The organism is Dokdonella sp., assembly GCF_036518555.1.
Classification (GTDB): domain Bacteria; phylum Pseudomonadota; class Gammaproteobacteria; order Xanthomonadales; family Rhodanobacteraceae; genus Dokdonella_A.
The window spans coordinates 1-24,980 of record NZ_DATDMY010000183.1 but is presented as its reverse complement, the minus strand read 5'-3'; the positions used below and the strand labels follow the sequence as shown (position 1 = coordinate 24,980).

Genomic DNA, 24,980 nt, shown 5'->3' with positions numbered 1-24,980 from the left:
CGACAGCGAGGAGACGCGCGTGAAGCAGCCAGCACAACCGGCGAGATGGATGCTCGCGCTGCTGCTCGCCCCGGCGCTCGCGTCGGCGCAGTCGCCGGCTCCGGCACGCATCGGCTATGTCGACATGAAGCGCCTGCTCGACAACGCACCGCAGGTCGTCGCCGGCCGACGCACGCTCGAGCGCGAGTTCGCCGCGCGCGATACCGCGCTCAAGGCCGACGAGCAGCGCCTCGTCGAGCTGCGACGCAAGCAGGGCACGCTGGGCAAGGACGAGGCGGACGCGCTGCAACGCGAGATCGATGCGCTCGACCGCTCGATCAAGCGGAATCGCGAAACGATGCGCAACGAACTCAAGACGCGCAGCGACCAGGAACTCGACAAGAGCTGGCGCCAGATCAACGAGGCGGTGGTCGACTTCGCGCGCGACCAAGGCTACGACCTCATCGTGCCGAGCCCGGTCGTCTACGCGAGTCCACGCGTCGACGTCACCGATCGCATCCTCGACCGCCTGCGCCGCGACGGCGGCAAGGGCACGACGCCGTGATGCACGAAGCGTACACGCTCGGCTCGATCGCCGGGCGCTTCGGCCTCGAGCTGCGCGGCGATGCCTCTCTCGGCGTCGACGGCGTCGACACCCTCGCCGAAGCGGGCCCGGCGCACATCGCGTTCCTTGCCAACCCGCGTTACCGCGCCCAGCTCGCGGTCACCGGCGCCGCAGCCGTGGTGCTGCGCGCGGCCGACGCGGATGCGTGCCCGCGCGCGTGCCTGATCGCGCCCGACCCGTACGTCGCGTTCGCGAAGATCGCCACGCTGTTCGAGCGCAGGCCCGCGGCGACGCCCGGCGTGCATCCGAGCGCGATCGTCGCCGACGGTGCACGCGTCGATGCGGGTGCGTCGATCGGCCCGTACTGCATCGTCGAAGGCGGCGCGGTCGTCGAGGCGGGCGCGGTGCTCGGCCCGCACTGCGTCGTCGGGCGCGACTGCCACGTCGGCGCGCATTCCCGACTCGTCGCGCGGGTGACGCTCGTGCAGGACGTGCGACTCGGCAAGCGCGTGCTGGTCCATCCTGGCGCGGTGCTCGGCGCCGACGGGTTCGGCCTCGCGTTCGACCGCAGCGCGTCCGATCACGGCGGCTGGATCAAGGTGCCGCAACTGGGCGGCGTCGTCGTCGGCGACGACTGCGAGATCGGCGCCAACACGACGATCGACCGCGGCGCGCTCGGCGACACCGTGCTCGAGGAGGACGTGCGCCTCGACAACCAGATCCAGGTCGCCCACAACGTGCGCATCGGCGCGCACAGCGCGCTCGCCGGCTGCGCCGCGGTCGCCGGCAGCGCGACGATCGGCCGCTACTGCCTCATCGGCGGTGGGGCTGGCATACTCGGTCACCTGAGCCTCGCCGACCGCGTCACCGTGACCGCGATGAGCCTGGTCACCCATTCGATCCGCGAATCCGGCGAATACTCGTCCGGCACGCCGATCCAGCCGAACCGGCAGTGGCGCCGGAATGCGGCCCGCTTCAAGCATCTGGACGAAATCGCGCGACGCGTCGGCGCCGCGCCAAAGGAACCCGAGTCATGAACATGCCCCCCGCCCCGGTGACGCTGCCGCTCGGTGTCGAACAGATCGCCGCGATGCTGCCGCACCGCTACCCGTTCCTGCTGCTCGACCGCGTGCTCGCGTTCGAACACGGCACGCGCGTCTCCGCGCTGAAGAACGTCACGTTCAATGAGCCGTTCTTCCAGGGGCACTTCCCCGGGCATCCCGTCATGCCCGGTGTGCTCATCATCGAGGCGATGGCGCAGGCCGCCGGCATGCTCGTCAAGCTGTCGGCGCAGCACAACGCCGACGTGCCGTCGATCTTCTACCTCGTGAAGGTCGACAAGGCACGCTTCAATCGCACCGTCGTTCCGGGCGACCAATTGCGGCTCGAGGTCGAGCACAAGCGCCGCATGCGCAACATGAGCCAGTTCTGGGGCCGCGCGCTCGTCGACGGCGCGGTCGCCGCGGAAGCCGAGATGCTCTGCGCCGAGGTCGCCGCCGGATGATCCATCCGACCGCGATCGTCGATCCCGCAGCGCGCATCGGCGCCGGCGTCGAAGTCGGCGCCTACAGCATCATCGGCGCCGGCGTCGAGATCGGCGACGGCACCTCGATCGGGCCGCACGTCGTGGTCGAGGGCCGCACGCGGATCGGCCGCGACAACCGCATCTTCCAGTTCGCGTCGATCGGCGCTGCGCCGCAGGACAAGAAGTTCCGCGGCGAGGAGTCCGAACTCGTGATCGGCGATCGCAACCACATCCGCGAGTTCGTGACGATGCACCGCGGCACCGCCGGCGGCGGCGGCGTCACGCGCGTCGGCGACGACAACTGGTTCCTCGCCTACAGCCACGTCGCACACGACTGCCGCGTCGGCAACCACTGCGTGTTCTCCAACAACGCGACGATCGCGGGCCATGTCGAGGTCGGCGATCACGTCATCGCGAGCGGCTTCGTCGGCGTGCACCAGTTCTGCCGCATCGGCGCGCACGCTTTCATCGGCATGGGCGTGCTGCTCAGCGGCGACGTGCCGCCGTTCCTCATGGTCGCCGCCGACGCGGACACCCAGGGTCGCCCGCGCGGCATCAACAGCGAAGGGCTCAAGCGCCGCGGATTCGACGCCGAACGCATCGCCGCGATCAAGCGCGCCTACCGCACGATCTACGTCGGCGGAACCTCGCTCGCCGAGGCGCGCACGAAGCTCGCCGACCAGGCGAAGGACAGCGCCGACGTCGCACAGATGCTGTCGTTCATCGACGCGAGCGAGCGCGCGCTCGCGCGCTAGGCACGAGACGCGGGAATGGGGAATCGCGAACCTGAAGGCGGCGCTACCCCCTCGATGGCCGGTCACGCCGACGAGCGCATCGATCGGCCGCGGACACCGCCGTTCGTCGCGACGATCGCCGGTTCGCACTCGCCGCTCGCGGTCGCGAGGCGCTTCGTGCTCGTCGCCGGCGAGGCCTCCGGCGACCTGCTCGGCGCCGGGCTGATCGACGCGCTGCGCGAGCGCTTTCCCGACGCGGAATTCGCCGGCATCGGCGGAACGCGCATGGTCGCGGCCGGGCTCGCCTCGTGGCATCCGCTCGAGCGGCTGTCGGTGATGGGTCTGGTCGAAGTGCTGCGGCATTTGCCCGGCCTGCTCGCGATCCGCCGCGACGTGCTGCGCCGCACGCTCGCCTGGCGGCCCGACGCGTTCGTCGGCATCGACGCACCCGACTTCAACCTCGGCCTCGAACGAAAGCTCAAGCGCGCCGGGGTGCGCACCGTGCACTACGTGAGTCCGTCGGTGTGGGCGTGGCGCGAGAAGCGCGCGCGGAAGATCGGCCACAGCGCAGACCGCGTGTTGTGCCTGTTCCCGATGGAACCGCCGATCTACGCGCGCCATGGCGTCGACGCGCGCTTCGTCGGCCATCCGCTCGCCGACGCGATGCCGCTCGAGCCCGATCGTGACGCCGCCCGCGCGTCGCTCGGCCTCGATGAGCGCGCACCGATCCTCGCCATGCTGCCCGGGAGCCGCCTCGGCGAGATCGCCCGGCTCGGCAGCGACTTCGTCGAGGCCGCGCGCCTGCTCGTCGCGGACGTCCCGCCGCTGCAGATCGTCGCGCCGATGGCGAACGCGGCCTGCCGCGACGCATTCGCTGCGCTCGTCGCACGCGCGCCCGAGGCGATCGCATCGCGCATCCGGATCCTCGACGGCCGATCGCACGAAGCGATGGCCGCCGCCGACGCGATCCTGCTCGCTTCGGGCACGGCGACGCTCGAGGCGATGCTCGCCAAGCGGCCGATGGTCGTCGCCTACCGCATCGCGCCGCTCACCTACCGCATCGTCAAGGGCCTGGGCCTGCTCAAGGTCGATCGCTACGCGCTGCCGAACGTGCTCGCCGGACGCGACATCGTGCCCGAATACATGCAGGATGCGTGCACGCCGCCGGCGCTGGCGGCTGCGTTGCGACCGCACCTGGTTCGTCCGACGCCCGATTCCGCACTGCTCGACGAGTACCGGCGCCTGCACCTGGAACTCCAGCGCGATGCGAGCCGCAGCGCGGCGGCCGCGATCGCCGAACTCGTCGCGGGACCGCAGCGCCGGGCCGAGGATTGACGCCGCCCGCGCGCATGCGCAGGATGCCGCGCATGCCCCGCGCCGCCGCATGACACCCCCTTCCCCGCCCCGCCGCACGCGATGGCTGCGCGCATTCGCGCTGCTCGCGTTCGTCGCCCTGATGGCCTTCGGGCCGTTCGCCGAGAACAGCGTCGACGAGAAGGTGTTCGCTTCCGCACTGGTCGTGCTCGGGCTGCTCGTCGTGGCGTTCGCGAGCGCGCGCGTCGCGTTCTCGCTGCTGTTCGTCTCGCTCGCGTTCGGCGCGGTCGAACTCGCCGGACGGCTCAAGTTCCTCTACCTGCAGACACCGGTGCTCGCGCCGGACCTGCAGTACTTCATCAACAGCGGCACGATCGAGGTCATCACGCATTACCCGCTCCTGCTCGGGGTGAGCCTCGCGGTGATCGTGCTGGTACCGACCCTGCTCGTGCTCTCGTTCGCGAATGAACGCCCGACCTTGTTCATCGCGTTTCCACGTGCGCAACGCGCCGCCGCACGCGCGTTCGGCGCGCTCGCCGCGTGCGCGCTGATGCTCGCGTGCCTCTCCCCGCACGGCCCGTTCGACCGCGTGTTCAACAAGCCGATGTGGATCGCGATCAACGACAGGAGCTTCATCACCGACTTCTTCACCTCGTTCAACGACACCGTGATCACCGAGCCGGTGAGCCCGCCCGACGTCGATCGCAGCATCAGCTGGAAGCTGACGCGGCCGATGCAGGCGCCACCGAAGCTTCCCGACGTCGTGCTCGTGCTCGAGGAGAGCACGTTCGATCCGCGCATCCTCAAACTGTGCACCATCCCGCAATGCCGGCGTCGCATGTTCGACGCCGACAGGCTCACGCGCGCGCACGGTCCGATGACCGTGCACACCTTCGGCGGCGGCACCTGGACGAGCGAGTTCTCGGCGCTCACCGGACTCGCACACACGCTGTTCGGCAACGCCGGGCTGTACGCCCCGTACAACCTCGCGCCGCGCGTCGCGCATACCCTGCCGCGCGCGTTCAAGCGCGCCGGCTACCGCGCGGTCGCGCTCTACCCGATGAGCGGCGATTTCCTCAATGCGCGCAATGCCTACGACTACTACGGCTTCGACGCGTTCTACGACGGCACGCAGTACGGCCTCGGCTGGACCAGCCACGATGCGGACCTGCTGAAGGTCTTCGAGCGCGTGTACGCCGACGAGAAGCGCATCCACCCCGACACGCCGCTGTTCGTGTTCATGCTGACATTGCACCAGCACGGTCCGCACATGACGCCTCTCGCCGAGCTGCCGCCGCCGTACGACAAGCCGTTGTTCCCGGGTACCTTCAAGCCGAAGGCGCTCGACGAATGGCTCAACATGAACCTCGGCAACTACCTCGAGCGCCTCGAGCAGTCCGATGCGATGCTCGCCGAACTCGAGAAGTTCCTGCTCGGCGGCGATAACCCGGCCGTACTCGCGCACTTCGGCGACCACCAACCCTCGTTCGACGGCGCGATCAACGAGATTCCGAAGACCGTGCCCAAGGCGGCCGGGCCGATCGCGCACTGGGTCACGTATTACATGATCAAGGCGAATTTTCCGGTGCGCCAGCGCTACGATTACCCGGTGCTCGACATCTCCTTCCTTGGTTCACTCGTGCTCGACGTCGCGGGCGTGCCGAAGGACGAGTACTACCAGGCCAATACGCTCCTGCGGGAACGCTGCAAGGGGCGCTATCTCGACTGCAAGGACACGAAGATGGTCGCTTCCTACCACGACTACATCTTCTCCACGCTCGGCGAGCTGCACGAATGAACGCGCGCCGCTTCAGGCGCGTCGCCGGCGTCGACGAGGCCGGGCGCGGCCCGCTCGCCGGGCCCGTCGTCGTCGCCGCGGTGATCCTCGACCCTCGGCGGCCGATCGACGGTCTCGCCGACTCGAAGGCGTTGAGCGAAGCGCAGCGCGACGAGCTGGCCCCGCTGATCCGCGCGCACGCGCTCGCGTGGTCGGTCGTCGCGGTCGACATCGACGAGATCGATCGGCTCAACATCCTCGGCGCGACGCTCGCCGGCATGGAGCGTGCCCTGCGCGCGCTGCAGACGATACCGGTGCTCGCGCTCATCGACGGCAACCGGTTGCCGCGCGACCTGCCTTGCCGCGCGCGCGCGATCGTCGACGGCGACGCGATCGAACCCGCGATCGGCGCCGCTTCGATCCTTGCCAAGACCGAGCGCGACCGCATCATGCGTGCGTTCGACGACGTCCATCCAGGCTACGGCTTCGCACGCCACAAGGGCTATTCCACGCCCGAGCATCTCGTCGCGCTGGAACGCCTCGGGCCGTGCGCGATCCATCGGCGCGGCTTCGAGCCGGTGCGCAGGCTGCTCCAGCCGGAGCTGTTCTGAGGCCGCGACGACCTGAACGGCTGGGCGGCATCGCGTTGTCCCTCCCGGCCCGCGCGGGAGTAGTATCATTGTGAATCCGTGAGCGGGCGAAGCCCGCGTCGCGGACGCGAAGCGGGAGGAGGTAGCGCCGATGAGATCCATGCATCGCCCACTGCTGGTCGCTGCACTGCTCGGCGGATTCGCCGGGGCCGGCCATGCCCAGACCTGCGGATCGCCGCTGCCGATCGCGACCGATACGATGGTCGACGCGAACAGCTGCGTGCAGGCCTTCCCCGACGGGCCTGGCGCGGTCCTCGGTTTCACGATCGATCATGCGACGTCGGTGGCGTTCGCGACCACCGCACTGTCGTTCGATCCATCCGTCTGCGTGACGACGCCGGGCGAATGCGGTACGAGCAGCTGCCTGGCGACCGGCGACGACGCCGCGGCAGCCGTGGCCGATGGCCTGCCCGCAGGGTCGTACTGGGTCATCGTGACGGCGTCGCCGTTCGATGCGCCGGGCGCGTGCGGGTACTTCTCGCTGATGAGCCAGACCCAAGCCGCGGACACGGTGTTCGACGACGGCTTCGAATGAGCCCGTCGGTCGGTCGCGCCACGGTGGGATAACCTCGCGGCACGTGCGTCGGCTGCGACGCTGCAGTCGCCTGGAACGTCCGTTACACGGCTGTGACGGCGAAAGGGATTTCGATGGTGTTCGACAAGGCGGCTGTGCGCGCGATGGCCCGGGCCGTAGGTTTGGGTGCGTTCGCGTGGGTCGTGTTCCGCCTCTGCGGCAGCGAGGCGGACTTTGCAGCGCGCCTGTACTGCGTGTCGCTCATGCTCGCGTCCGCCGTGCTCGTTTCGGTGGCGACCGGTCGCGTCGCGGTCGGGTTCCTCGTTGCCGCCGCGCTCGGCGGCGCCGTCTGGCTGGTCAGCACGCTCAAGCTTGCCTACCTGCACGAGCCGCTGTTCGCTCCCGACGTGAGTTACCTCGGGCGCACGCTGTTCAGCGAAGTCATCGAGCACTACCCTGCGATGCTGCGCAAATGCATCGCCGCGCTCGTGCTCGTGCCGCTCGCCGCGGTCGTGCTCTGGAAACTCGAGTCGCCCGGGCACTGGCATGGCCGTCGCCGGCGCGTGCGTAGCCTGTCCGCGTTCGTCGCACTGGGCGGGTTGATGGTCCTGTGCTGGCCGCAGGGGCCATTCGCCGGGGTCTACTCGGTTCCTGCCTGGGAGTTCCTCGAACAGGGCCGGCGCAATCCCGTGACGACGTTCCTGCGCTCGATCGGGCGCATGCACCTGGCGATGCCGCCGCGCGACGGCGATCCCTCGGCCTACGACTGGGGCGGTGCGGGCGACGCTCATGCGACGACGACGACGCGACCGGACATCGTCGCCGTCCTCGAGGAAAGCACGCTCGATCCGCGCTCGTGGGCCGACTGTACGAGCCCGCGCTGCCGTTTCGACCTGTTCGGCGCCGACGACTCGACGCGCGCGCACGGCCTGCTGCGCGTGCACACCTACGGCGGCGGCACCTGGACGAGCGAGTTCGCGTTCCTCTCCGGCCTGCCCCACACGCTGTTCGGCCCGGCCGGGCTGTACGCGCCGTACAACCTCGCGCCGCGCCTGCGCGAAAGCCTGCCGCGGCGACTCGGCGCGCTCGGCTACCGCACCATCGCGGTGTATCCGATGCCGCGTTCCTTCGTGCGCGCGGCCGACGCCTATGCGGAATACGGGTTCGACGAATTCCACGATGCGCGCGAACTCGGCATCGAATGGGAAACGACCGACCTCGAACTCATGGACAAGGTCGAGGCGATCCATCGGCGCGCGCGCGCCGAGGACGATCGCCCGCTGTTCGTCATGGTCCTCACGATGCGTCAGCACGGGCCGCACGACAAGCCGCTCGACGCGCTGCCGCCACCGTGGAACGAAGCACCCGCGCCACGCCTAGATGCCCGTGCGAATCGCAACATCGGCACCTACCTGTACCGGCTGCACCAGTCCGAGCAGGCGCTCGGGAAGCTGCGCGACTACCTGTTCGCGAGCGGGCGACCCGTCGTGCTCGCGCATTTCGGCGACCACCATCCCTCGTTCGACGGCCTCGAGAGTGGGCTCGCGAGCGCACTGCCGTCCAGCCTCGCCGATCGCGCCGGCACGCTCACCTACTATCGCATCGACAGCAACGTGGACGCCGCGGCACCGCCGCCGCCGGGCCAGCCGCTCGACATCGCCTATCTCGGCGGCCTCGTGCTCGACGTCGCGGGGCTGCCGCGCGGCGCCTACTTCGAGGCGAACGCGCGCCTGCGCGACCGCTGCCAAGGCCGTTTCCAGGACTGCGCCGCGAAGGACGTGCTGTCATCGTACGACGCATACGCGTTCGGCCGGCTCGGCATCGTCGCGGAGTAGGCGCGCGTCGACCACCACGGTGACGCGACCGCATCCGTCGGTGTGATGCGCCGGACACCTTTCCGCGGGCCGGCGCATGGCGGTCGTCGCCGCGCGATCCCGATGGATGGGTACGGGTGTCCGATGCCTCGACCGCGCCACGGGACCGCCGCCGCACCACGGCCCGTGGTGGCGGCGGCCAGCCGCGTGAGCCTTGCCGACGCCCCGGGCAGACACTACGCTGCAGTGCCGCAGCAGCACTCCCGCCATGCCCCCCGGTTTCGTCCACCTGCACGTCCACAGCGAGTACTCGCTGACCGATTCGACGATCCGCGTCGGCGATCTCGTCACGGCGTGCGCGCAGGCGGACATGCCGGCGGTGGCCCTGACCGACCAGAGCAACCTGTTCGCGCTCGTCAAGTTCTACAAGGCGGCAGAAAGCGCGGGGATCAAGCCGATCGCGGGCAGCGACCTCTGGCTCGCCGATCCCGAGGATCGCGGGCGCCCGCAGCGCGTGACCGTGCTGTGCCAGGACCGCGAGGGCTACCTCAACCTGTCGCGGCTGGTGTCGCGCGCGTTCGCGGAGAACCGCCACGGCGACCATGCGCTCGTCGAAGCGGGCTGGCTCGCACAGGCGAACCGAGGCCTGATCGTGCTCGCGGGCCAGGACAGCGACATCGGCCGCCTGTTGCTCGCCGGCCGCGACGACGCGGCGCGCGCGCGCGCGGACTGGTGGCGCACGCACTTCCCCGAGCGCTGTTACCTCGAGGCCACGCGCGTACAGCGCGCGAACGAGGACGCGTTCCTTGCCGGCGCGCTCGAACTCGCCGCACGCTACGACCTGCCGATGGTCGCGAGCAACGACGTGCGCTTCCTCGTGCGCGACGACTTCGAGGCGCACGAGGCACGCGTATGCATCCATGCCGGACGCGTGCTCGCCGATCCGAAACGCCCGCGCGAGTACACGCCCGAGCAGTACCTGAAGTCGCCGCGCGAGATGGCGCAGGCGTTCGCGGACCTGCCCGAACTGCTCGAGAACACGGTCGAGCTCGCCCGCCGCTGCAACCTCGAACTCGCGTTCGGCACCTACTTCCTGCCCGCGTTCCCGGTGCCGGCCGAGCACACGCTCGACAGCTACATCCGCGCGCAATCGCACGAGGGCCTCGAACGCCGCCTCGCCGCGCAGCCGCAAGCGCCCGGCTTCACGCGCGCCGACTACGTGCAGCGGCTCGATCGCGAGCTCGACGTGATCGTGCAGATGGGGTTCCCGGGCTACTTCCTCATCGTCGCCGACTTCATCAACTGGGCGAAGTCGAACGACATCCCGGTCGGTCCAGGCCGCGGTTCCGGCGCCGGCTCGCTGGTCGCCTACGCGCTCGGCATCACCGACCTCGATCCGCTGCGCTACGGCCTGCTGTTCGAACGCTTCCTCAATCCCGAACGCGTGTCCATGCCCGACTTCGACGTCGACTTCTGCATGGACCGGCGCGACGAGGTGATCGACTACGTCGGTCGCAAGTACGGCCGCGACCGCGTGAGCCAGATCATCACGTACGGCACGATGGCCGCGAAGGCGGTGCTGCGCGACACCGGGCGCGTGCTCGGCATGCCGTACGGGCAGGTCGACCGCATCGCCAAGCTGATCCCGAAGGTGCCGCTCGACCTCACGCTCGAGGACGCGCTCGGCCGCTCGGAGAAGTCGCGCAAGGAGCCCGACCGCGTCGTGTCGGAATTCCGCGGCTTGTACGAGACCGACGAAGAGGCGCGCGAGCTCGTCGACCTCGCGCTCAAGCTCGAGGACCTCACGCGCAACGCGGGCAAGCATGCCGGCGGCGTCGTCATCGCGCCGGGTCCGCTGCACGACTACGCGCCGCTCTATTCCGAAGGCGGCGACGGCGTCGTCACGCAGTACGACAAGGACGACGTCGAAGCGGTCGGGCTCGTCAAGTTCGACTTCCTCGGGCTGCGCACGCTCACGATCATCGACTGGGCGATGAAGGCGATCAACGCGCGGCGCGCGAGCGCGGGGGAGGCGCCGCTCGACATCGCGGCGATCCCGCTCGACGACCCGGCCGTGTTCGCTCTGCTCAGGAAGGCGCAGACCGTCGCGGTGTTCCAGCTCGAGTCGCGCGGCATGCAGGGCATGCTCAAGGACGCGAAGCCCGACTGCTTCGAGGACATCATCGCGCTCGTGTCGCTGTACCGCCCGGGCCCGATGGACCTCATCCCGAGCTACTGCGCGCGCAAGCACGGCCGCGAACCGATCGAGTACCCGGATCCGCGCGTCGAGCCGGTCCTGAAAGAGACCTACGGCATCATGGTCTATCAGGAGCAGGTCATGCAGATGGCGCAGATCGTCGGCGGCTATTCGCTCGGCGGCGCCGACCTGCTGCGTCGCGCGATGGGCAAGAAGAAAGTCGAGGAGATGGCGAAGGAGCGCGCCCGCTTCCGCGACGGCGCGGCGAGGAACGGCCTCGACGAACGCAAGGCCGACGCGATCTTCGACCTCATGGAGAAGTTCGCCGGCTACGGCTTCAACAAGTCGCACGCGGCCGCGTACGCGCTCGTCTCGTACCAGACCGCCTGGCTGAAGGCGCACCATCCGGCCGAGTTCATGGCCGCGGTGCTGTCGTCGGACATGGACAATACGGACAAGGTCGTCAACTTCCTCGGCGAAGCGCGCGCGCTCGGACTCGAGGTGTTGCCGCCGGACATCAACGCGTCGAACTACATGTTCGAGGCGACCGATGCGAAGACGATCCGCTACGGGCTCGGCGCGGTCAAGGGCGTCGGCCGCGGCGCGGTCGAGAACATCGTCGACGCGCGTCGCCGCGGCTCGTACACGGACCTCGCCGACCTCTGTGCGCGCGTCGACCCGGCCAAGCTCAACAAGCGCGTCTACGAGGCGCTGATCCTGTCGGGTTCGCTCGATGCACTCGCGAAGAACCGTGCCAGCCTCGCCGCCCAGCTGCCCGAGGCGATGCGCGCGGCCGAGCAGCAGGCGCGCAATGCCGAAGCGGGCCAGTTCGACATCTTCGGCGCGGCGACCACGGCGCACGGCCCGACCCGGATCGCGCTCGCCGAAGTCGACGAATGGCCGGTCGCGCAGCGCCTCGCCGGGGAACGCGACACGCTCGGCCACTATCTGTCGGGGCACCCGACCGACGCCTGGCGCGCGCTGCTCGGCGCGGTCACGACCTGCGCGATCGGCGAGATCGACAAGCACCACAAACCGCCCGCGCGGGAAGGCCGCAGTCGCTTCGCCGACCTGCAGGCGTTCACGCTCGCCGGTTCGGTCGTGTCGCTGCGCAAGCAGGGCGATAACCGCGCGTTCGTCACGGTCGAGGACTGGTCGGGCAAGTTCGAAGCGGTGCTCTACCGCGAAACCTGGGTCGAGTTCGGGCCGCTGCTCACGCGCGACGCGATCCTCGTGTTCGAAGGCGGCCTCAGCGTCGACGATTTCTCGGGCGGCTACCAGCTGCGCGTGCAGAACGTCGCGACGCTCGAAGGCGCGTGCGAACGGCGCGCGCGCGTGCTGCGAGTGCGCCTCAACGGCGTCGACGGCGCGTTCGTCGCGCGCCTGCACGGCGCGCTCGCCGGCCATCGCGGTGGCCACACGCTCGTGCGCGTGAGCTACCGCAACGCGACCGGTCAGGCGGAGATCGAACTCGGCAACGAATGGCGCGTGCGCGCGAATCCCGCGCTCGCGGACGCGTTGCAGGCGCTCGACGGCGTGATCTCCGCCGAACTCGTGTTCGGCTGACCGGGCGATCGCGACGCTACGCCCGCCGGAGTACGCCACCTCGGTCGCGCAACCGATTCATCGGCCCAACCGACTTCCTAGACTCGGGCGACGCCTCGTCATCCGACGCGGCCGATCTCCGGGGATCGACATGCTGCAGAACCTGACGCGCGGCGCCTTCGCCGCCGCCCTGAGCATCGCCGCGAGCGCGGCCGTGCCCGCGCTCGCGCTCGCGGAAGAGTCGCGCGGAGGCCGCGCCGATCGCGAGGACGCCGAAGACCGCGAGCGCGAGGGCGGCGCGCGACGCCGCGACGCCACGGACGCATGGCAGGGCGAAACCGTCCGCGTGACCGCGAAGGGCACCGCCGCCGACGTCCCGGACGCGCTCGCGACCGACGTCGTGCGCTGGAGCGACGCGATCGCGGCGCCGGTGGACGTGCAGGACCTCCTCACGCGCGTGCCCGGCGTGGGCGCGACCGGACAGAACGGCCTGTTCGAGACGTTTTCGATCCGCGGCAGCGGTGCGAACGGCATCCTCGTGCTGCTCGGCGGCATGCCGTTGACGGCCCAACGCCGCGCCGGAGTGCCGGTGTCGTTCGTCGAACCCGCGCTGCTCGGCGACATCGCCGTCACGCGCGGGCCCGCGGTCGTCCATTACGGTCCGGGCGCGCTCGGTGGCGCGATATCGATCGAGCCGCGCTGGTTCGATGCCGCGTTCGTCGAAGCGGGCTACGCGACCGCGGGCGACGAAGCGAACCTCGTCGCCGGACTCGGCGCAGACGCGTTTTCGCTCGGCGTCGCGCGCCACCAGTCCGGCGACAGCCGATCGCCCGGCGACGTACCGCTGAACACGAGCTACCGGCGCGAGAGCGCGAGCCTGCAGTACCGCGACCGCTTCGGCGCCTTCGACGTCGATGCGCTGCTGTTGCCGTCACGCACCGAGGACATCGGCAAGTCGAACAGCCGCTACCCCACGCGCGATTCGACCTATCCGGAAGACAGCCACATGCTCGGTCGCGTGCGCGTTCGCCACGACGACGGCTTCGAAGCGAGCGCCTACGCGCACGACCAGTACCTCGGCACGTGGAATCGGCGCCCCGGTTCGCCCGACACGTTCGCGGGCGTGCGCAGCCTGGACGCCGGCACGACCGTGCAGTGGATGTTCGAGGCCGGCGCCTTCAGCCACGACATCGGCATCGAGTATTTCGGGCGGCGCGACGTCACCGCCTACGACGCCACCGGCTCCCTGCTCGAACGCGACTACAGCCTGCGCAACGCGAAGGAGGACGCCTGGTCGCTGTTCGCGGCGAGCGACTGGCGCGTGTCGAACGCACTCCTGCTCGAGTTCGGTGCGCGTCGCACCTCGATCGAGCAGCGACAGCGCGGCGCCGGCGCGGACGATGCCGACCATGCGTTCACCGCGGGCGCCGCGTGGTCCCCCGGCCACGGCCATCGCATCACCTTCAACGCGTCGACCGGCTACCGCTTCGCGACGCTCGAAGAGCGCTACTACAGCGGCGTCACCGCACAGGGCGAGATCGTCGGCAACCCCGACCTCGGCTCCGAACGGTCGCGCGGGCTCGACCTCGGCTACGCCTGGCACGGCGGAGCCTGGAACGTCGAAGCGCATGCGTGGCGCACTGTCGTCGCCGGCCTGATCCAGCTCACCGAACTCGCGCCCGACGTGAACGGCTACGGCAACGTCGGCGAGGGCTCGCTCCACGGCGCCGAGATCGCATTCGCATGGACGTCGCCCGCCCCTGGCCTGGAGCTGCGCGCGAGCGCAACGGTCGTCCGCGGCCACGACGAGCACGGCCGTCCGCTGTACGGCGTCCCGCCGCTCACGGCGGAGCTCGAGGCGCGCTACGCGCGCGACAGGTGGAGCATCGGTGCGCGATACGGCCATCGCTGGAAGATGGACCGCCCCGGCTTCGAGGAGGTCGCGCGCGACGCGGTCGACGTCATCGATGCGGACGTGCGTTGGCGACTGCGCGACGGGCTCAGCCTGCAGTTCTACCTGCGCAACGCGTTCGACGAGGACTACTACGCGACCGCCGACGCACTGTCGACGTTCGCGCAGGAGCGCTCGATCGGCGTCGATGTGGTGTGGACGATGCATTGACGCGGCGGCCGCGCGCGGCCGCGGCGCGGCCGGGCGCCGTCGCGAACGGTCTTGTCGATGGCGGCGATGCGTGAGAGCCTGCGCGACGTCGAGCACGACGCGGGCCGGAGGCATGCCGATGTTCCCTTCGCCGGTGCGGGCGCGGCTCCTGGCCGCGATGCTCGCGAGTGCCACCCCCGTCTTCGCCGGAGCAGGGCCGGCTGCACCTCCATCGGCCGAGCCCGCGATCGAAGCGCTCGCGCGGCAGTTCGACCTCCATCCGCTGTTGCTGTTCGGCGAGGTCCATCGCAGCGCGACGCAGCACGCCTTCTTCGCCGAGCTCATGCGCGATCCGCGCTTCATCTGCCGGGTCGACGACATCGTGGTCGAATTCGGCAACGCGCGGCTGCAGCCGGTCGTCGATGCGTACGTCGCGGGCGAGGACGTCGACGACGCCGGACTGCAGGCGGCATGGCGCGAGACCGCGGTCCCGTTCGCGTGGAATTCGCCCGTGTATGCGGCGTTCTACGCCGCCGCGCGCGACGTGAACCTCTTCCACCGCTGCGCGCACCCGGTGCGCGTCGTGCTCGGTGATCCTCCGCTCGACTGGTCGACGATCGATTCGGCGCAGGCGCTGTCGGCTTACGCCGATCGCGACGCGGCGTTCGTCGCGGCGGTGGAACGCGAAGTGCTCGCGAAGCGCCGCACCGCCTGGCTCGTCGCCGGACAACTGCACGCGGTGCGCGCGCTGCCCGCGAGCGAAGGCAACGGCCCCGACGCGACGGTCGCCCAGCTCATCGAACGCAGGCACCCGGGCCTGCTCGCGTGCGTCTCGCCGGTGCCGTCGAGGGCGGCCGCCGTGCGCCTCGGCCTCGGCGAGGCACCGGCGTTCGCGGACGTGCACGCGGGTCCCGGCAGGCTCTCCCGGGCGAACTTCGGACTCATCGCGCCCGGTTGGAAAGTCCAGCTCGTGCAGCGCGACGGCCGCCCGGCCTGGGACGTGCAGGCCGCGCCGGATTGGCCGACGATCGGCGACGTCACCGACGCGCTGCTCTATCTCGGGGACGACGCCGCGTACGCCTTTCCGTCGCCCACCGTCTACCTCGAACCGCACTACCAGCAGGAACTGCGTCGGCGCATCGGGATCATCCGCGCATGGAATGGCCAGGATTTCGGGCCCGTGCTCGACGACCTGCTGCGGACGGCGCGCGATGGCGCGCCGGATTCCTGAATCGCGGCGCGGTGGATCGCGCGGCGCGGATGCACGTTGCTACCATCGCGCGTTCCGCGCACGGCGCACGTCTGCCCTGGAGGCCTCCACCGTGAAATTCCTGCTCGCCTTGCTGTTGCCGCTCGTCCTGGCCGCGCCCGCGCCTGCGCCCGCACAGGATTGCCCGGACGTCGCGCCGTACGCGAAGGCACGCGAGATCGTCCGCGATCTCGATCGCATCGTCGCGCCGGGCGGCATCCAGGAAGCGTATGCGGCAAAGATCGGCGGCATCGATCAGTGGCTCGACGTGCGCGGCCAGGACCGGCGCAACCCGGTGATCCTGTTCGTGCACGGCGGCCCCGCGTCGCCGGTGACGCCGACGCTGTGGCAGTTCGAGCGGCCACTCGAGGAGTACTTCACGATCGTGAACTGGGACCAGCGCGGCGCCGGCAAGACCTACACGACGGTCGACCCGCAGGCGATCGCCGACACGATCCGCATCCAGCGCTACGTCGACGACGCGATCGAGGTCGCCGAGTACGTGCGCAAACGCTACCACCAGGACAAGCTGATCCTGGTGGGGCACAGCTGGGGCACGATCGTCGCGACGAAGGCTGCGCTGGCGCGGCCGGACCTGTTCCATGCCTACGTCGGCATCGGCCAGGTCGTGAACACGCGCGAGAACGAGCGCATCAGCTTCGACTACGGCCTCGAGCAGGCGAAGGCGCACGGCAACGCCGCCGCGGTGAAGGAACTCGAAGCGATCGCGCCCTATCCGGGCGACCGTCCGATCACGCGCGAGCGCATCATCGTCGCGCGCAAATGGGCGCAGTACTATGGCGGCCTCAGCGCGTTCCGCGACGATTCGAAATACTACTTCGACGGCCCGCTGCTTTCGCCCGACTACGACGCACGCGACGTCTGCGCGATCGACCGCGGCAACGTGTTCACGCTCGGCCGCATCCTGCCCGAGTTCCTCGCCGTCGACTTCTCGGGCGTGCGACGTTTCCCGATCCCGATCGTGATGTTCATGGGGCGCCACGACTACACGACGCCCTCCGCGCCCACGGCGGCGTGGCTGGAACGACTCGAGGCGCCCTCGAAGCAGGCAGTCTGGTTCGAGCGCTCCGCCCACATGATTCCGTGGGAGGAGCCCGGCAGGACGCTCACGAGCCTGCTCCGCTACGTGCGACCGCTCGCCGGGCGCACCGAAGACGTGCGCTGAACCCGATGCGGCGCGCCGCTAGAATGGCGACCCTCGACGCTGCCCTTCCTCTGCCGGAGTTCCGATGAATCGCGCCGCCGTCGCGTTCGCCATCCTGTTGTCATGGTCGTTCGCCGCCGCCGAGCCCGCCCGCACGCCGGTGCTCTCCGAAGCCGACGCTGCGAAGCTGCGCCACGCCGCGAGCCTGCTCGACGCGTATCGTGGCGACGACGCGAGGCCGCTCGAAGCCGCGCGCGCCGAACTCGACGACGTGGTCAAGGCGAATCCGCGCTACGCGCCCGCGTGGCGCGAGCTTGCGCGTTACCGGATGATGAGTGGCCACACGGGCGGCGCGGACTTCGCTCCGGGCGCGCTGGAGGGCGCCGACGAGGCGCTCTCCAACGCGATCGCGAGCGACCCCGGCTATGCGGCCGCATACGTCCTGCGGGGACAGTTGTATCGGCTCATGAAGCGACCCGACGACGCCGTGGCGGCACTCAGGAAGGCCGAAAGCCTCGGCAGCGACGACCCGTGGCTGCACAACAACTGGGCCGACCTGCTGCTCGACGAAGGCAAGTTCGTCGAGGCGGGCGAGCACTATCGCAAGGTCTCGGGGGATGCCGCAGCTCCCGTCAAAGCGCGCCTCGCCGCAACCGAAGGCCTGATCGAGTTCTACCTCGGCGGCGGCGACCTCGCCCATGCCGACGAGATGTTCCGTCGCCTGGTCGCGCTCGAACCCGGATCGGCGCGCGGCCACACCGCGTACGCGCAGTTCCTGCTCTGCCAACGCGAGGACTACGAGGGCGCGATCGCGCGCGCGCGCGAAGGCCTGCGCGTGGAGAACCAGGACGCGGCGCGGTATTGGCTCGCGGCGGCGCTGTACCGGCGCTGGGCGCAGGCCGTCATCGTCGACGGCAAGCCGGAGGGCGGCAAGGCATCGTTCGCCGAAGCGCAGGCGATCTTCCCCGGCGTCGAAGAGGTCGCGGCAAACGCGGCGACCTGTCCCGCGCTGGATTTCGTCGCGCAAGCGCTGTCGCGTCAGGCGACGCCGGATGTGGACACGCCGCCCAAGGAGCGCTGAACGCGCGTCGCACGCGCCATGGGCGTCGCGCCGGGCGTCAGCGGCCCGTCGCGCGGCCCGGGCCGCCCCTCGAACCCGGCCCTCGTCGCTACCGACGCAGCCACTCACCGGGCCGCGCCCGACGGGCTATACTTCGCGCTTTGCGCCTCCGCCATGGCGCGAACTGCAGCGAATGAATCCGAACTTCCTCGATTTCGAACAGCCGATCGCCGAACTGGACGCGAAGATCCAGGAACTGCGTCATGCCAGCCGTGGCCAGTCGTTCAACATCGAGGACGAGATCGCGACGCTGCAGGACAAGCTGAAGACGAAGACGGCCGAGATCTTCCGCAACCTCACGCCGTGGCAGGTCGCGCAAGTGTCGCGCCATCCGGCCCGCCCGTACACGCTCGATTACATCGGCGTGATCTGCGAGGAGTTCCACGAACTCGCCGGCGACCGCGCCTACGCGGACGACGCCGCGATCGTCGGCGGCCCCGGTCGCGTCGCGGGGCGCAGCGTCATGATCATCGGCCACCAGAAGGGTCGGGACACCAAGTCGAAGATCCGCCGCAACTTCGGCATGCCGCGGCCGGAAGGCTATCGCAAGGCCTTGCGCCTCATGCAGATGGCCGAGCGGTTCCGCCTGCCGATCCTCACCTTCATCGACACGCCGGGCGCCTATCCCGGCGTCGGTGCCGAGGAGCGCGGCCAGAGCGAGGCGATCGCGCGCAACCTGCTCGAGATGGCGCGGCTCGAAGTACCCATCATCTGCACCGTGGTCGGCGAAGGCGGCTCGGGCGGCGCGCTCGCGATCGGCGTCGGCGACCGCACGAACATGCTCGAATACAGCACCTATTCGGTCATCACCCCGGAGGGTTGCGCATCGATCCTCTGGAAGACCGCCGAGCGCGCGAAGGACGCGGCCGAAGCGCTCGGCATGACCGCGCCGCGCCTGCTCGAACTCGGCCTCGTCGACAAGGTCGTGCGCGAGCCGCTTGGCGGCGCGCACCGCAATCCGCGCGGAATGGCCGTACGCCTCAAGGCGGTCCTGCTCAACCAGCTCGACGAGCTCGAAACCCTGCAGACGACCGCGCTGCTCGACAAGCGCTACCAGCGCCTGCGCCGCTACGGCGCATTCGGCGGCGCCTGATCGCGCGCCGGACCGGCGAGGTCGTCGCCGCATGAACGGCCAGCGCCGCGCGATCGCCTCCGAACTGGCCGCCCTGACCGGGCTGCGCGGCGTCGCCGCGTTGTGGGTCGTGCTTTACCACGTCTGGGTCGACGCCGGGCCGCGCGCGATGACGTTCGCCGGGATCGACTTCACGCCGGCCTTCTCCTGCGGGTGGGCCGGGGTCGACATCTTCTTCACGCTGTCGGCCTTCCTGCTCTCGCTGCCGTTCGCGAGCTCGCAGCTCGGCGCGATGGCGCGCCCCGCACTCGGCACCTTCTGGCTGCGTCGCGTGCTGCGCATCTTTCCCGCCTACTACGCGCAACTGGCCGTGTTGCTCGCGCTCGCGGCCGTCGGTGTCGGCACGATGCCGTCGCTCGCCTCGCTTGCGGGCAATCTCGTGCTCTGGTTCAACGTCGGCTCGATCGCGGCCGCGCCGATCAACCCGGTCACGTACACGCTGCCGATCGAGTTCACGTTCTACCTCGTGCTGCCGCTGTTCGCATGGTTGCTGCGTCCGCGCGCATGGGTCCTCCTGCTCGTGTTCGCCGTGGTCGAGACGCAGGCCTATCGGCACGTCATGTACGCGTGGGTCGCGCACGCCGACGTGCCGCAGCGCGTCCTCGCGCTCGAGCAGTTGCCGGGACGACTCGACCAGTTCGTATTCGGGATGCTCGCGGCCTACGCCTACACGCGTGGCGCGATCGCGGGCACGCTCCCGCGTGCGCGCGTCGCCGACGCGCTGTTCGTGTTCGGTGCGGCGCTCGTCGTCGCGATGGTCGTCGCGATCCACCTGCGCAGCGTCACCTACTGGGACGGCGATCCGCTGCTGTTCGTCTGGCACGGCGTGGTCGGCGCCGCGGTCGCCCTCATGCTGTTCGCGGCCGCGGCAGGTAGCCCGATCGCGCACGCGCTGTTCGCCGGCCCCGTGCTGCGGCGTGCCGGCGTGATCAGCTTCGGCCTCTATCTCTGGCATTTCCCGCTCATTGGCTGGCTCGACGCGGCGCATGCGTTCGACCGCATCGACGGCTATCGCCTGCCCTGGAGCCTGCCGCTCATCCTTGCGCTCGCATGGCTGCTCGCGGAAGCGTCGTACCGGCTGGTCGAGCGACCCGCGCTGCGCCTCGGCCGCGGGCGCGGCCGCGATCCCGGCGTGCAGACCGAGCTGGTCGTGGCGGAACCCGCCGTGCGCCGATGAACGCAGCCCGCGCCCGGTGGCGCGCGTTCGGCGTCGCGCTGTGCATCGCGCCGGCGCTCGCGTGCGCGAACACGGCTTCGTTCGAGGAGGAACCGGTGGTCGATGCCGCGAGCCTCGTGCAGCCCGCGCTGCTCTCTGGCCCCGGCTTCAGCGTCGATCCGCACGTCGAGCTGCGCGGCTACATGGCGCGTTTCACGCTCGACACGCCGTACGGGCCGCTTCAGGCCGACAGCGTGGAGATCCTGGCCGAGCGCGAGGCGGAGCTGCCCGCACTCGAGGCGCTCGACGGCGTCACGCGTTCCGACGCGTTCCTGCGCGCGGCCGGCCATCGCATCGGCACCACCGCGTCAGCGCTCGCGCAGGTCGTGTTGCACCCGGTCGACAGCGTGCTCGGCATTCCAGTCGGCGTCGCGCGCTACTTCGGCCGCCGGCTCGAGCGCATCGCGGCGCAGGCGCAGGCGGTATCGGACCGCGCCGCGCGCCGGCTCGGCAACGAGGGCGACCCGTATCCGGCGGACGAGGGCCCGATGACCGACGGCCGCGACGACGGCAACGACGGCGCGCCGAGGAAAGGCGGGCACTGGTACTCGTCGATCGCGCGCGAAGCCGCACGCGAGTTCAAACGGCAGGTGAAGTACGGGCAGGCGCGGCGCGACATCGCGCAACGCCTCGGCATCGATCCGTACACGCGCAACCCTTACGTGCAGGAGCGCCTGTCGGCGCTCGCATGGGTCGCGAGCGCGGGCAGCTTCGGTGCGGGCAGCGCGATCGGCGCGATCGGAGGCTTCGGCGCGGGAGTGCTCGCGCAAGGAGGACGCATCAACGACGTCGTCTGGAAGCTCGCGCCCGAGGACGTGCGCGCGCGCAATCGGGGACGCCTGCAGCGCTACTGCCGCGACGAACTGCTGGTCCGCCAGTTCCTGCGCCGCGGCGCGTTCTCGCCGACCCTGCAGACCGCGTTCACGGACGCGCTCGACGCACTGCAGCCGGCGCAGGGTTGCGACGCCCTGCTGGAGCTCGGCATGACCGCCGATTCGGAGCTCGAGGCACGCTTCCTCGTCGACGCGCTGCGCCTCGTCGATGCGCATCTCGGCGCACGCGCGAAGCACGGCACGCTCGCGCGCATCGGCGCCGGACTCGCCTGGGAGGACGCGGACGGCGAACTCGTGCTGCCGTTGCCCGTCGACCGCCTGAGCTGGACCGCCGACGTCGCGCGTTTCCTCGATCGACCCGAGTTCCGGGTGAGCCGGAAGACCGTGCTGATCGCGGGCGACGCGAGCCTCGCTTCCCGTCGCGGATTCACCGAACGCGGTTGGAGCATCGTGGTCGGCGTGCGCCGCCCGGGCGGTCCGCCGTATGCGCGCAGCGGCGAGCCCGCGCCGGTCGACGTCGAATGACGCACGCTGCCGGCGCGCGTGCCGTAGCGGGTGTTGCGTTGCGTCGACGCCGGGTGTCGTGGCGGCGCGCAGGATGGCGGCGAAACGCACCGCCATCCGCGCCTGCGCCTCGCTACTCGACGTCGATCTCGAGGCCGCCGACGATGCCCGCGACGAGGTTGTAGACCGCGGCGCCGATCACGCCGGCGAGGAAACCCATGACGCCGTACATGATCGGCAGGAAGATCACCATGCCGATGCCGCCGAGCATGCCCATTGCGCCGAGCGCCGCGCCGCCGTCGGAACCGCCGCCGGCGAGGCCCGCGAGCATCGTGCCGAACAGCAGGAAGAACAGCCCGATGACGAGGCCGAACAAGGCCATGACGCAGGCCTGGATCACGCCCGCCTTGAGTACGCCGATACGCTTGATGACCATCTGTATCCCCTCCCGGATATGGATCGATGCGCGGCGACCCCGCTGCCGCCGGCGCAGCGTAGACCGGCGCCGCACGCGCGGCAACCGCGACGCGCACTCGTTTCCACGCTGCGGCGCGGCCTCGCGGGCCACCGCGTCGCACGCAGGCGCTGCGTTACCATAGGCGTCCCTTCCCGCCCCGGAACCGCCGTCTCCATGGACTCCGCCGCACGCGCCCGCTTCGTCGCCGAGCTCGAATCGATCCGCGAACAGGGCCTGTACAAGACCGAGCGCATCATCACCACGCCGCAGGCGGCCGCGATCCGCACCGACGACGGTCGCGAGGTGCTGAATTTCTGCGCCAACAACTACCTCGGCCTCGCCGACCATCCGGACATCATCGCGGCGGCCAAGCACGCGCTCGACACGCACGGCTTCGGCCTCGCTTCGGTGCGCTTCATCTGCGGCACGCAGGACCTGCACAAGCAGCTCGAGGCGACCATCTCGCGCTTCTTCGGCACCGACGACACGATCCTCTACACGAGCTGCTTCGACGCCAACGGCGGCCTGTTCGAGACGATCCTGTCCGACGAGGACGCGGTCATCTCCGACGCGCTCAACCACGCCTCGATCATCGACGGTATCCGCCTGTGCAAGGCCGAGCGTCGACGCTACGCGAACGGCGACATGGCGGAGCTCGAGAAGCACCTCGCCGAAACGCAGCACAAGCGCACGCGCCTGATCGCGACCGACGGCGTGTTCTCGATGGACGGCTACATCGCCAAGCTGGACGAGATCGTCGCGCTGAAGAACAAGTACAACGCGCTGCTCATGGTCGACGACTCCCACGCGACCGGTTTCGTCGGCCCGACCGGCCGCGGCTCGGCGGAGCTGCACGGCGTGTTGGGCGAGGTCGACGTGTTCACCTCGACCCTCGGCAAGGCGCTCGGCGGCGGCTCCGGCGGCTTCACGACCGGTCGCAAGGAAATCATCGACCTGCTGCGCCAGCGCTCGCGGCCGTACCTGTTCTCGAACACCCTGCCGCCGCCGCTCGTGGCGGCGTCGATCAAGGTGTTCGAGATGCTGTCCTCGAGCACCGAGTTGCGCGATCGCGTCAACGACAACGCGCTGTATTTCCGCCGACGCATGACCGAGGCGGGATTCGACATCAAGCCGGGCACGCATCCGATCGCACCCGTGATGCTGTACGACGCCAAGCTCGCGCAGGCGTTCGCGAAGGAACTGCTCGACGAAGGCATCTACGCGATCGGTTTCTTCTATCCTGTCGTGCCGCAGGGGCAGGCGCGCATCCGCACGCAGATGAGCGCCGCGCACACGCGCGAGCAGATCGATCGCGCCGTGGACGCGTTCGTGCGCGTCGCCCGCCGGCTCGGCGTGCTGAAGGGATGAACCCGGCGCCGCCGGCGCGCGGCGCGGGCCGCTATCGTCTCGCCGACCTCGAGGTCGATCTCGCGCGGCGGCGCGTCGAGCGTGCAGGTGTCGTGCTCGACGTCGGCGGGCTCAGCTTCGACCTGTTCGCGTTCCTGCTCGAGTGCGGCCCGCGAGTGGTGTCGTTCGACGAGCTCATCGCCGCGGTCTGGGCGCCCGCGGTGGTCAACGAGGAGACCGTGACGCAGCGCGTGAAGCTGCTGCGCCAGTCGCTCGGCGACGACGGGCGCAACCCGCGTTACGTGCGTTCCGTGCGCGGTCGCGGCTACCAGCTGTGCGTCGCACCGCTGCCGATCCTCGCGCGGGTGCCAGGCCTGTGGTCGCCTTCGCGCGCGGCCGCCGCGCTCGCGGCCACGGCGCTCGCGATCGGCGCGGCGTACGCAGGCTGGCGACTCCACCACGCGCCGGTCGCCGCGCCCAGCGCGAGCACGGCGGACGAACGCCTGCAACGCGCGCGCTACTACGCCGGCATCGGCCAGGACGACGACAACGAACGCGCGGTCGGGCTTTACGAACAGGTGCTCGCCGATGCACCCGACGACGTGGACGCGCGGCTCGGCCTTGCGTTCGCCTATGGCGCTCGCGTGTGCCTGTACAACCGCGATGCGCAGTGGAGCGAACGCGCGCTCGCGCTCGCGCAGGGCGTGGCCGAGCAGCAACCGCGCAACGGCCTCGCGCACGCCGCGACCGGCTATGCCCACGATTGCCGCGGCGAGATCGATGCCGCGATCGCCGCCTACGAGCGCGCGGTCGCCCTCGATCCCGTCGCGCGCGTCGACAGCCTCGCGTCCGCGGCCAACCTCTACGCGGTCGAAGGGCGCCTCGCCGACGCGCTGCGCGCCGACGTGCGCGCGCAGGACGGCCCGGCCCGGCCGCGCTTCCTCGACCTGCAGATCGCGCGCGCGCTCGAGCTGCTCGGCTTCACCGCCGAGGCCGAACGTCGCTACGCGCGCGTGTTCCGCCTCTACCCCGACAACGTGTTCGGCAACGTCGACTATCCGCGCTGCCTGTTCCTGCAAGGCCGCCTCGCCGAAGCCGCGGCGGCGCTCGAGCAGGCGCGGCTGCGTCCGCGCCATCCCGACCTCGCGCTGCTCGAGGGCGAGCTCGCGTTGCTGCGTGGCGACCGCACCGCGGCCGGCGACGCCTTCGCGCGTGCGGCGGCGCTGCGACCGCAGGCGGGTC

The 24,980-nt window shown here is 70.4% G+C and carries 20 protein-coding genes; 19 read left to right on the top strand and 1 reads right to left on the bottom strand.

All coding sequences use genetic code 11. From position 1 onward, the window contains the following. The first annotated feature begins 19 nt into the window (after positions 1-19). The 17 genes from VI238_RS10555 (at position 20) to VI238_RS10475 (ending at position 21,955) form a co-directional block, all read left to right on the top strand. A complete protein-coding gene (locus VI238_RS10555) occupies positions 20-544 on the top strand; it encodes an OmpH family outer membrane protein (protein ID WP_331651087.1) in 525 nt (174 codons plus the stop codon). Then, complete coding sequence (gene lpxD / locus VI238_RS10550) at positions 544-1,581, top strand: UDP-3-O-(3-hydroxymyristoyl)glucosamine N-acyltransferase (protein WP_331651085.1); 1,038 nt, start codon at positions 544-546, stop codon at positions 1,579-1,581. The genes VI238_RS10555 and lpxD overlap by 1 nt, the downstream gene beginning before the upstream one ends. Before the next feature lie 2 nt (positions 1,582-1,583). Beyond that, a complete protein-coding gene (gene fabZ / locus VI238_RS10545) occupies positions 1,584-2,048 on the top strand; it encodes a 3-hydroxyacyl-ACP dehydratase FabZ (RefSeq protein ID WP_331651105.1) in 465 nt (154 codons plus the stop codon). Then, positions 2,045-2,824, top strand: a complete 780-nt coding sequence (lpxA, locus tag VI238_RS10540; protein ID WP_331651083.1) for an acyl-ACP--UDP-N-acetylglucosamine O-acyltransferase — start codon at positions 2,045-2,047, stop codon at positions 2,822-2,824. Before fabZ ends, lpxA begins: the two co-directional genes overlap by 4 nt. A gap of 54 nt (positions 2,825-2,878) precedes the next feature. Then, complete coding sequence (gene lpxB, locus VI238_RS10535) at positions 2,879-4,138, top strand: lipid-A-disaccharide synthase (RefSeq protein ID WP_331651081.1); 1,260 nt, start codon at positions 2,879-2,881, stop codon at positions 4,136-4,138. A gap of 49 nt (positions 4,139-4,187) precedes the next feature. Next, on the top strand, positions 4,188-5,915 hold the full coding sequence (locus VI238_RS10530) for a sulfatase-like hydrolase/transferase (RefSeq protein ID WP_331651079.1): 1,728 nt from the start codon (positions 4,188-4,190) through the stop codon (positions 5,913-5,915). Further along, the gene (locus VI238_RS10525; protein ID WP_331651077.1) at positions 5,912-6,505 is read left to right on the top strand and encodes a ribonuclease HII; all 594 of its coding nucleotides are present in this window, start codon (positions 5,912-5,914) and stop codon (positions 6,503-6,505) included. The genes VI238_RS10530 and VI238_RS10525 overlap by 4 nt, the downstream gene beginning before the upstream one ends. 139 nt (positions 6,506-6,644) lie before the next feature. Next, positions 6,645-7,079, top strand: coding sequence for a hypothetical protein (locus VI238_RS10520; RefSeq protein ID WP_331651075.1), 435 nt, complete (start codon positions 6,645-6,647; stop codon positions 7,077-7,079). 113 nt (positions 7,080-7,192) lie between these two features. Further along, positions 7,193-8,893, top strand: a complete 1,701-nt coding sequence (locus tag VI238_RS10515) for a sulfatase-like hydrolase/transferase (RefSeq protein WP_331651073.1) — start codon at positions 7,193-7,195, stop codon at positions 8,891-8,893. A gap of 247 nt (positions 8,894-9,140) precedes the next feature. Further along, positions 9,141-12,635 carry a DNA polymerase III subunit alpha gene (dnaE, locus tag VI238_RS10510; RefSeq protein ID WP_331651071.1) on the top strand — a complete coding sequence of 1,165 codons (3,495 nt, stop codon included), beginning with the start codon at positions 9,141-9,143 and terminating at the stop codon, positions 12,633-12,635. 130 nt (positions 12,636-12,765) lie between these two features. Further along, a complete protein-coding gene (locus VI238_RS10505; RefSeq protein ID WP_331651069.1) occupies positions 12,766-14,736 on the top strand; it encodes a TonB-dependent receptor in 1,971 nt (656 codons plus the stop codon). A 118-nt stretch (positions 14,737-14,854) separates the two neighbouring features. After that, positions 14,855-15,946: a hypothetical protein gene (locus tag VI238_RS10500; protein ID WP_331651067.1), complete on the top strand. Its 1,092-nt coding sequence runs from the start codon at positions 14,855-14,857 to the stop codon at positions 15,944-15,946. 91 nt (positions 15,947-16,037) lie between these two features. Next, positions 16,038-17,150 (top strand): alpha/beta hydrolase, encoded by a 1,113-nt coding sequence (locus tag VI238_RS10495; RefSeq protein ID WP_331651065.1) that lies wholly within the window; start codon positions 16,038-16,040, stop codon positions 17,148-17,150. Between the two features lie 64 nt (positions 17,151-17,214). After that, the gene (locus VI238_RS10490) at positions 17,215-18,210 is read left to right on the top strand and encodes a hypothetical protein (RefSeq protein ID WP_331651063.1); all 996 of its coding nucleotides are present in this window, start codon (positions 17,215-17,217) and stop codon (positions 18,208-18,210) included. Positions 18,211-18,382: 172 nt separating this feature from the next. Next, positions 18,383-19,342 (top strand): acetyl-CoA carboxylase carboxyltransferase subunit alpha, encoded by a 960-nt coding sequence (locus VI238_RS10485; RefSeq protein ID WP_331651061.1) that lies wholly within the window; start codon positions 18,383-18,385, stop codon positions 19,340-19,342. A gap of 31 nt (positions 19,343-19,373) precedes the next feature. After that, positions 19,374-20,558, top strand: coding sequence for an acyltransferase (locus VI238_RS10480; RefSeq protein WP_331651059.1), 1,185 nt, complete (start codon positions 19,374-19,376; stop codon positions 20,556-20,558). Beyond that, complete coding sequence (locus tag VI238_RS10475) at positions 20,555-21,955, top strand: hypothetical protein (protein WP_331651057.1); 1,401 nt, start codon at positions 20,555-20,557, stop codon at positions 21,953-21,955. The genes VI238_RS10480 and VI238_RS10475 overlap by 4 nt, the downstream gene beginning before the upstream one ends. Before the next feature lie 112 nt (positions 21,956-22,067). Here VI238_RS10475 and VI238_RS10470 read toward each other — a convergent pair whose 3' ends face one another. Beyond that, positions 22,068-22,370: a hypothetical protein gene (locus VI238_RS10470; protein WP_331651055.1), complete on the bottom strand. Its 303-nt coding sequence runs from the start codon at positions 22,368-22,370 to the stop codon at positions 22,068-22,070. A 195-nt stretch (positions 22,371-22,565) separates the two neighbouring features. Here VI238_RS10470 and kbl point away from each other — a divergent pair, with 195 nt between their 5' ends. Together kbl and VI238_RS10460 are read left to right on the top strand one after the other, a co-directional pair. Next, on the top strand, positions 22,566-23,759 hold the full coding sequence (gene kbl, locus VI238_RS10465; protein WP_331651053.1) for a glycine C-acetyltransferase: 1,194 nt from the start codon (positions 22,566-22,568) through the stop codon (positions 23,757-23,759). Further along, on the top strand, positions 23,756-24,980 hold a 1,225-nt coding region (locus tag VI238_RS10460), incomplete at its 3' end, for a winged helix-turn-helix domain-containing protein (protein ID WP_331651051.1). The genes kbl and VI238_RS10460, both read left to right, overlap by 4 nt.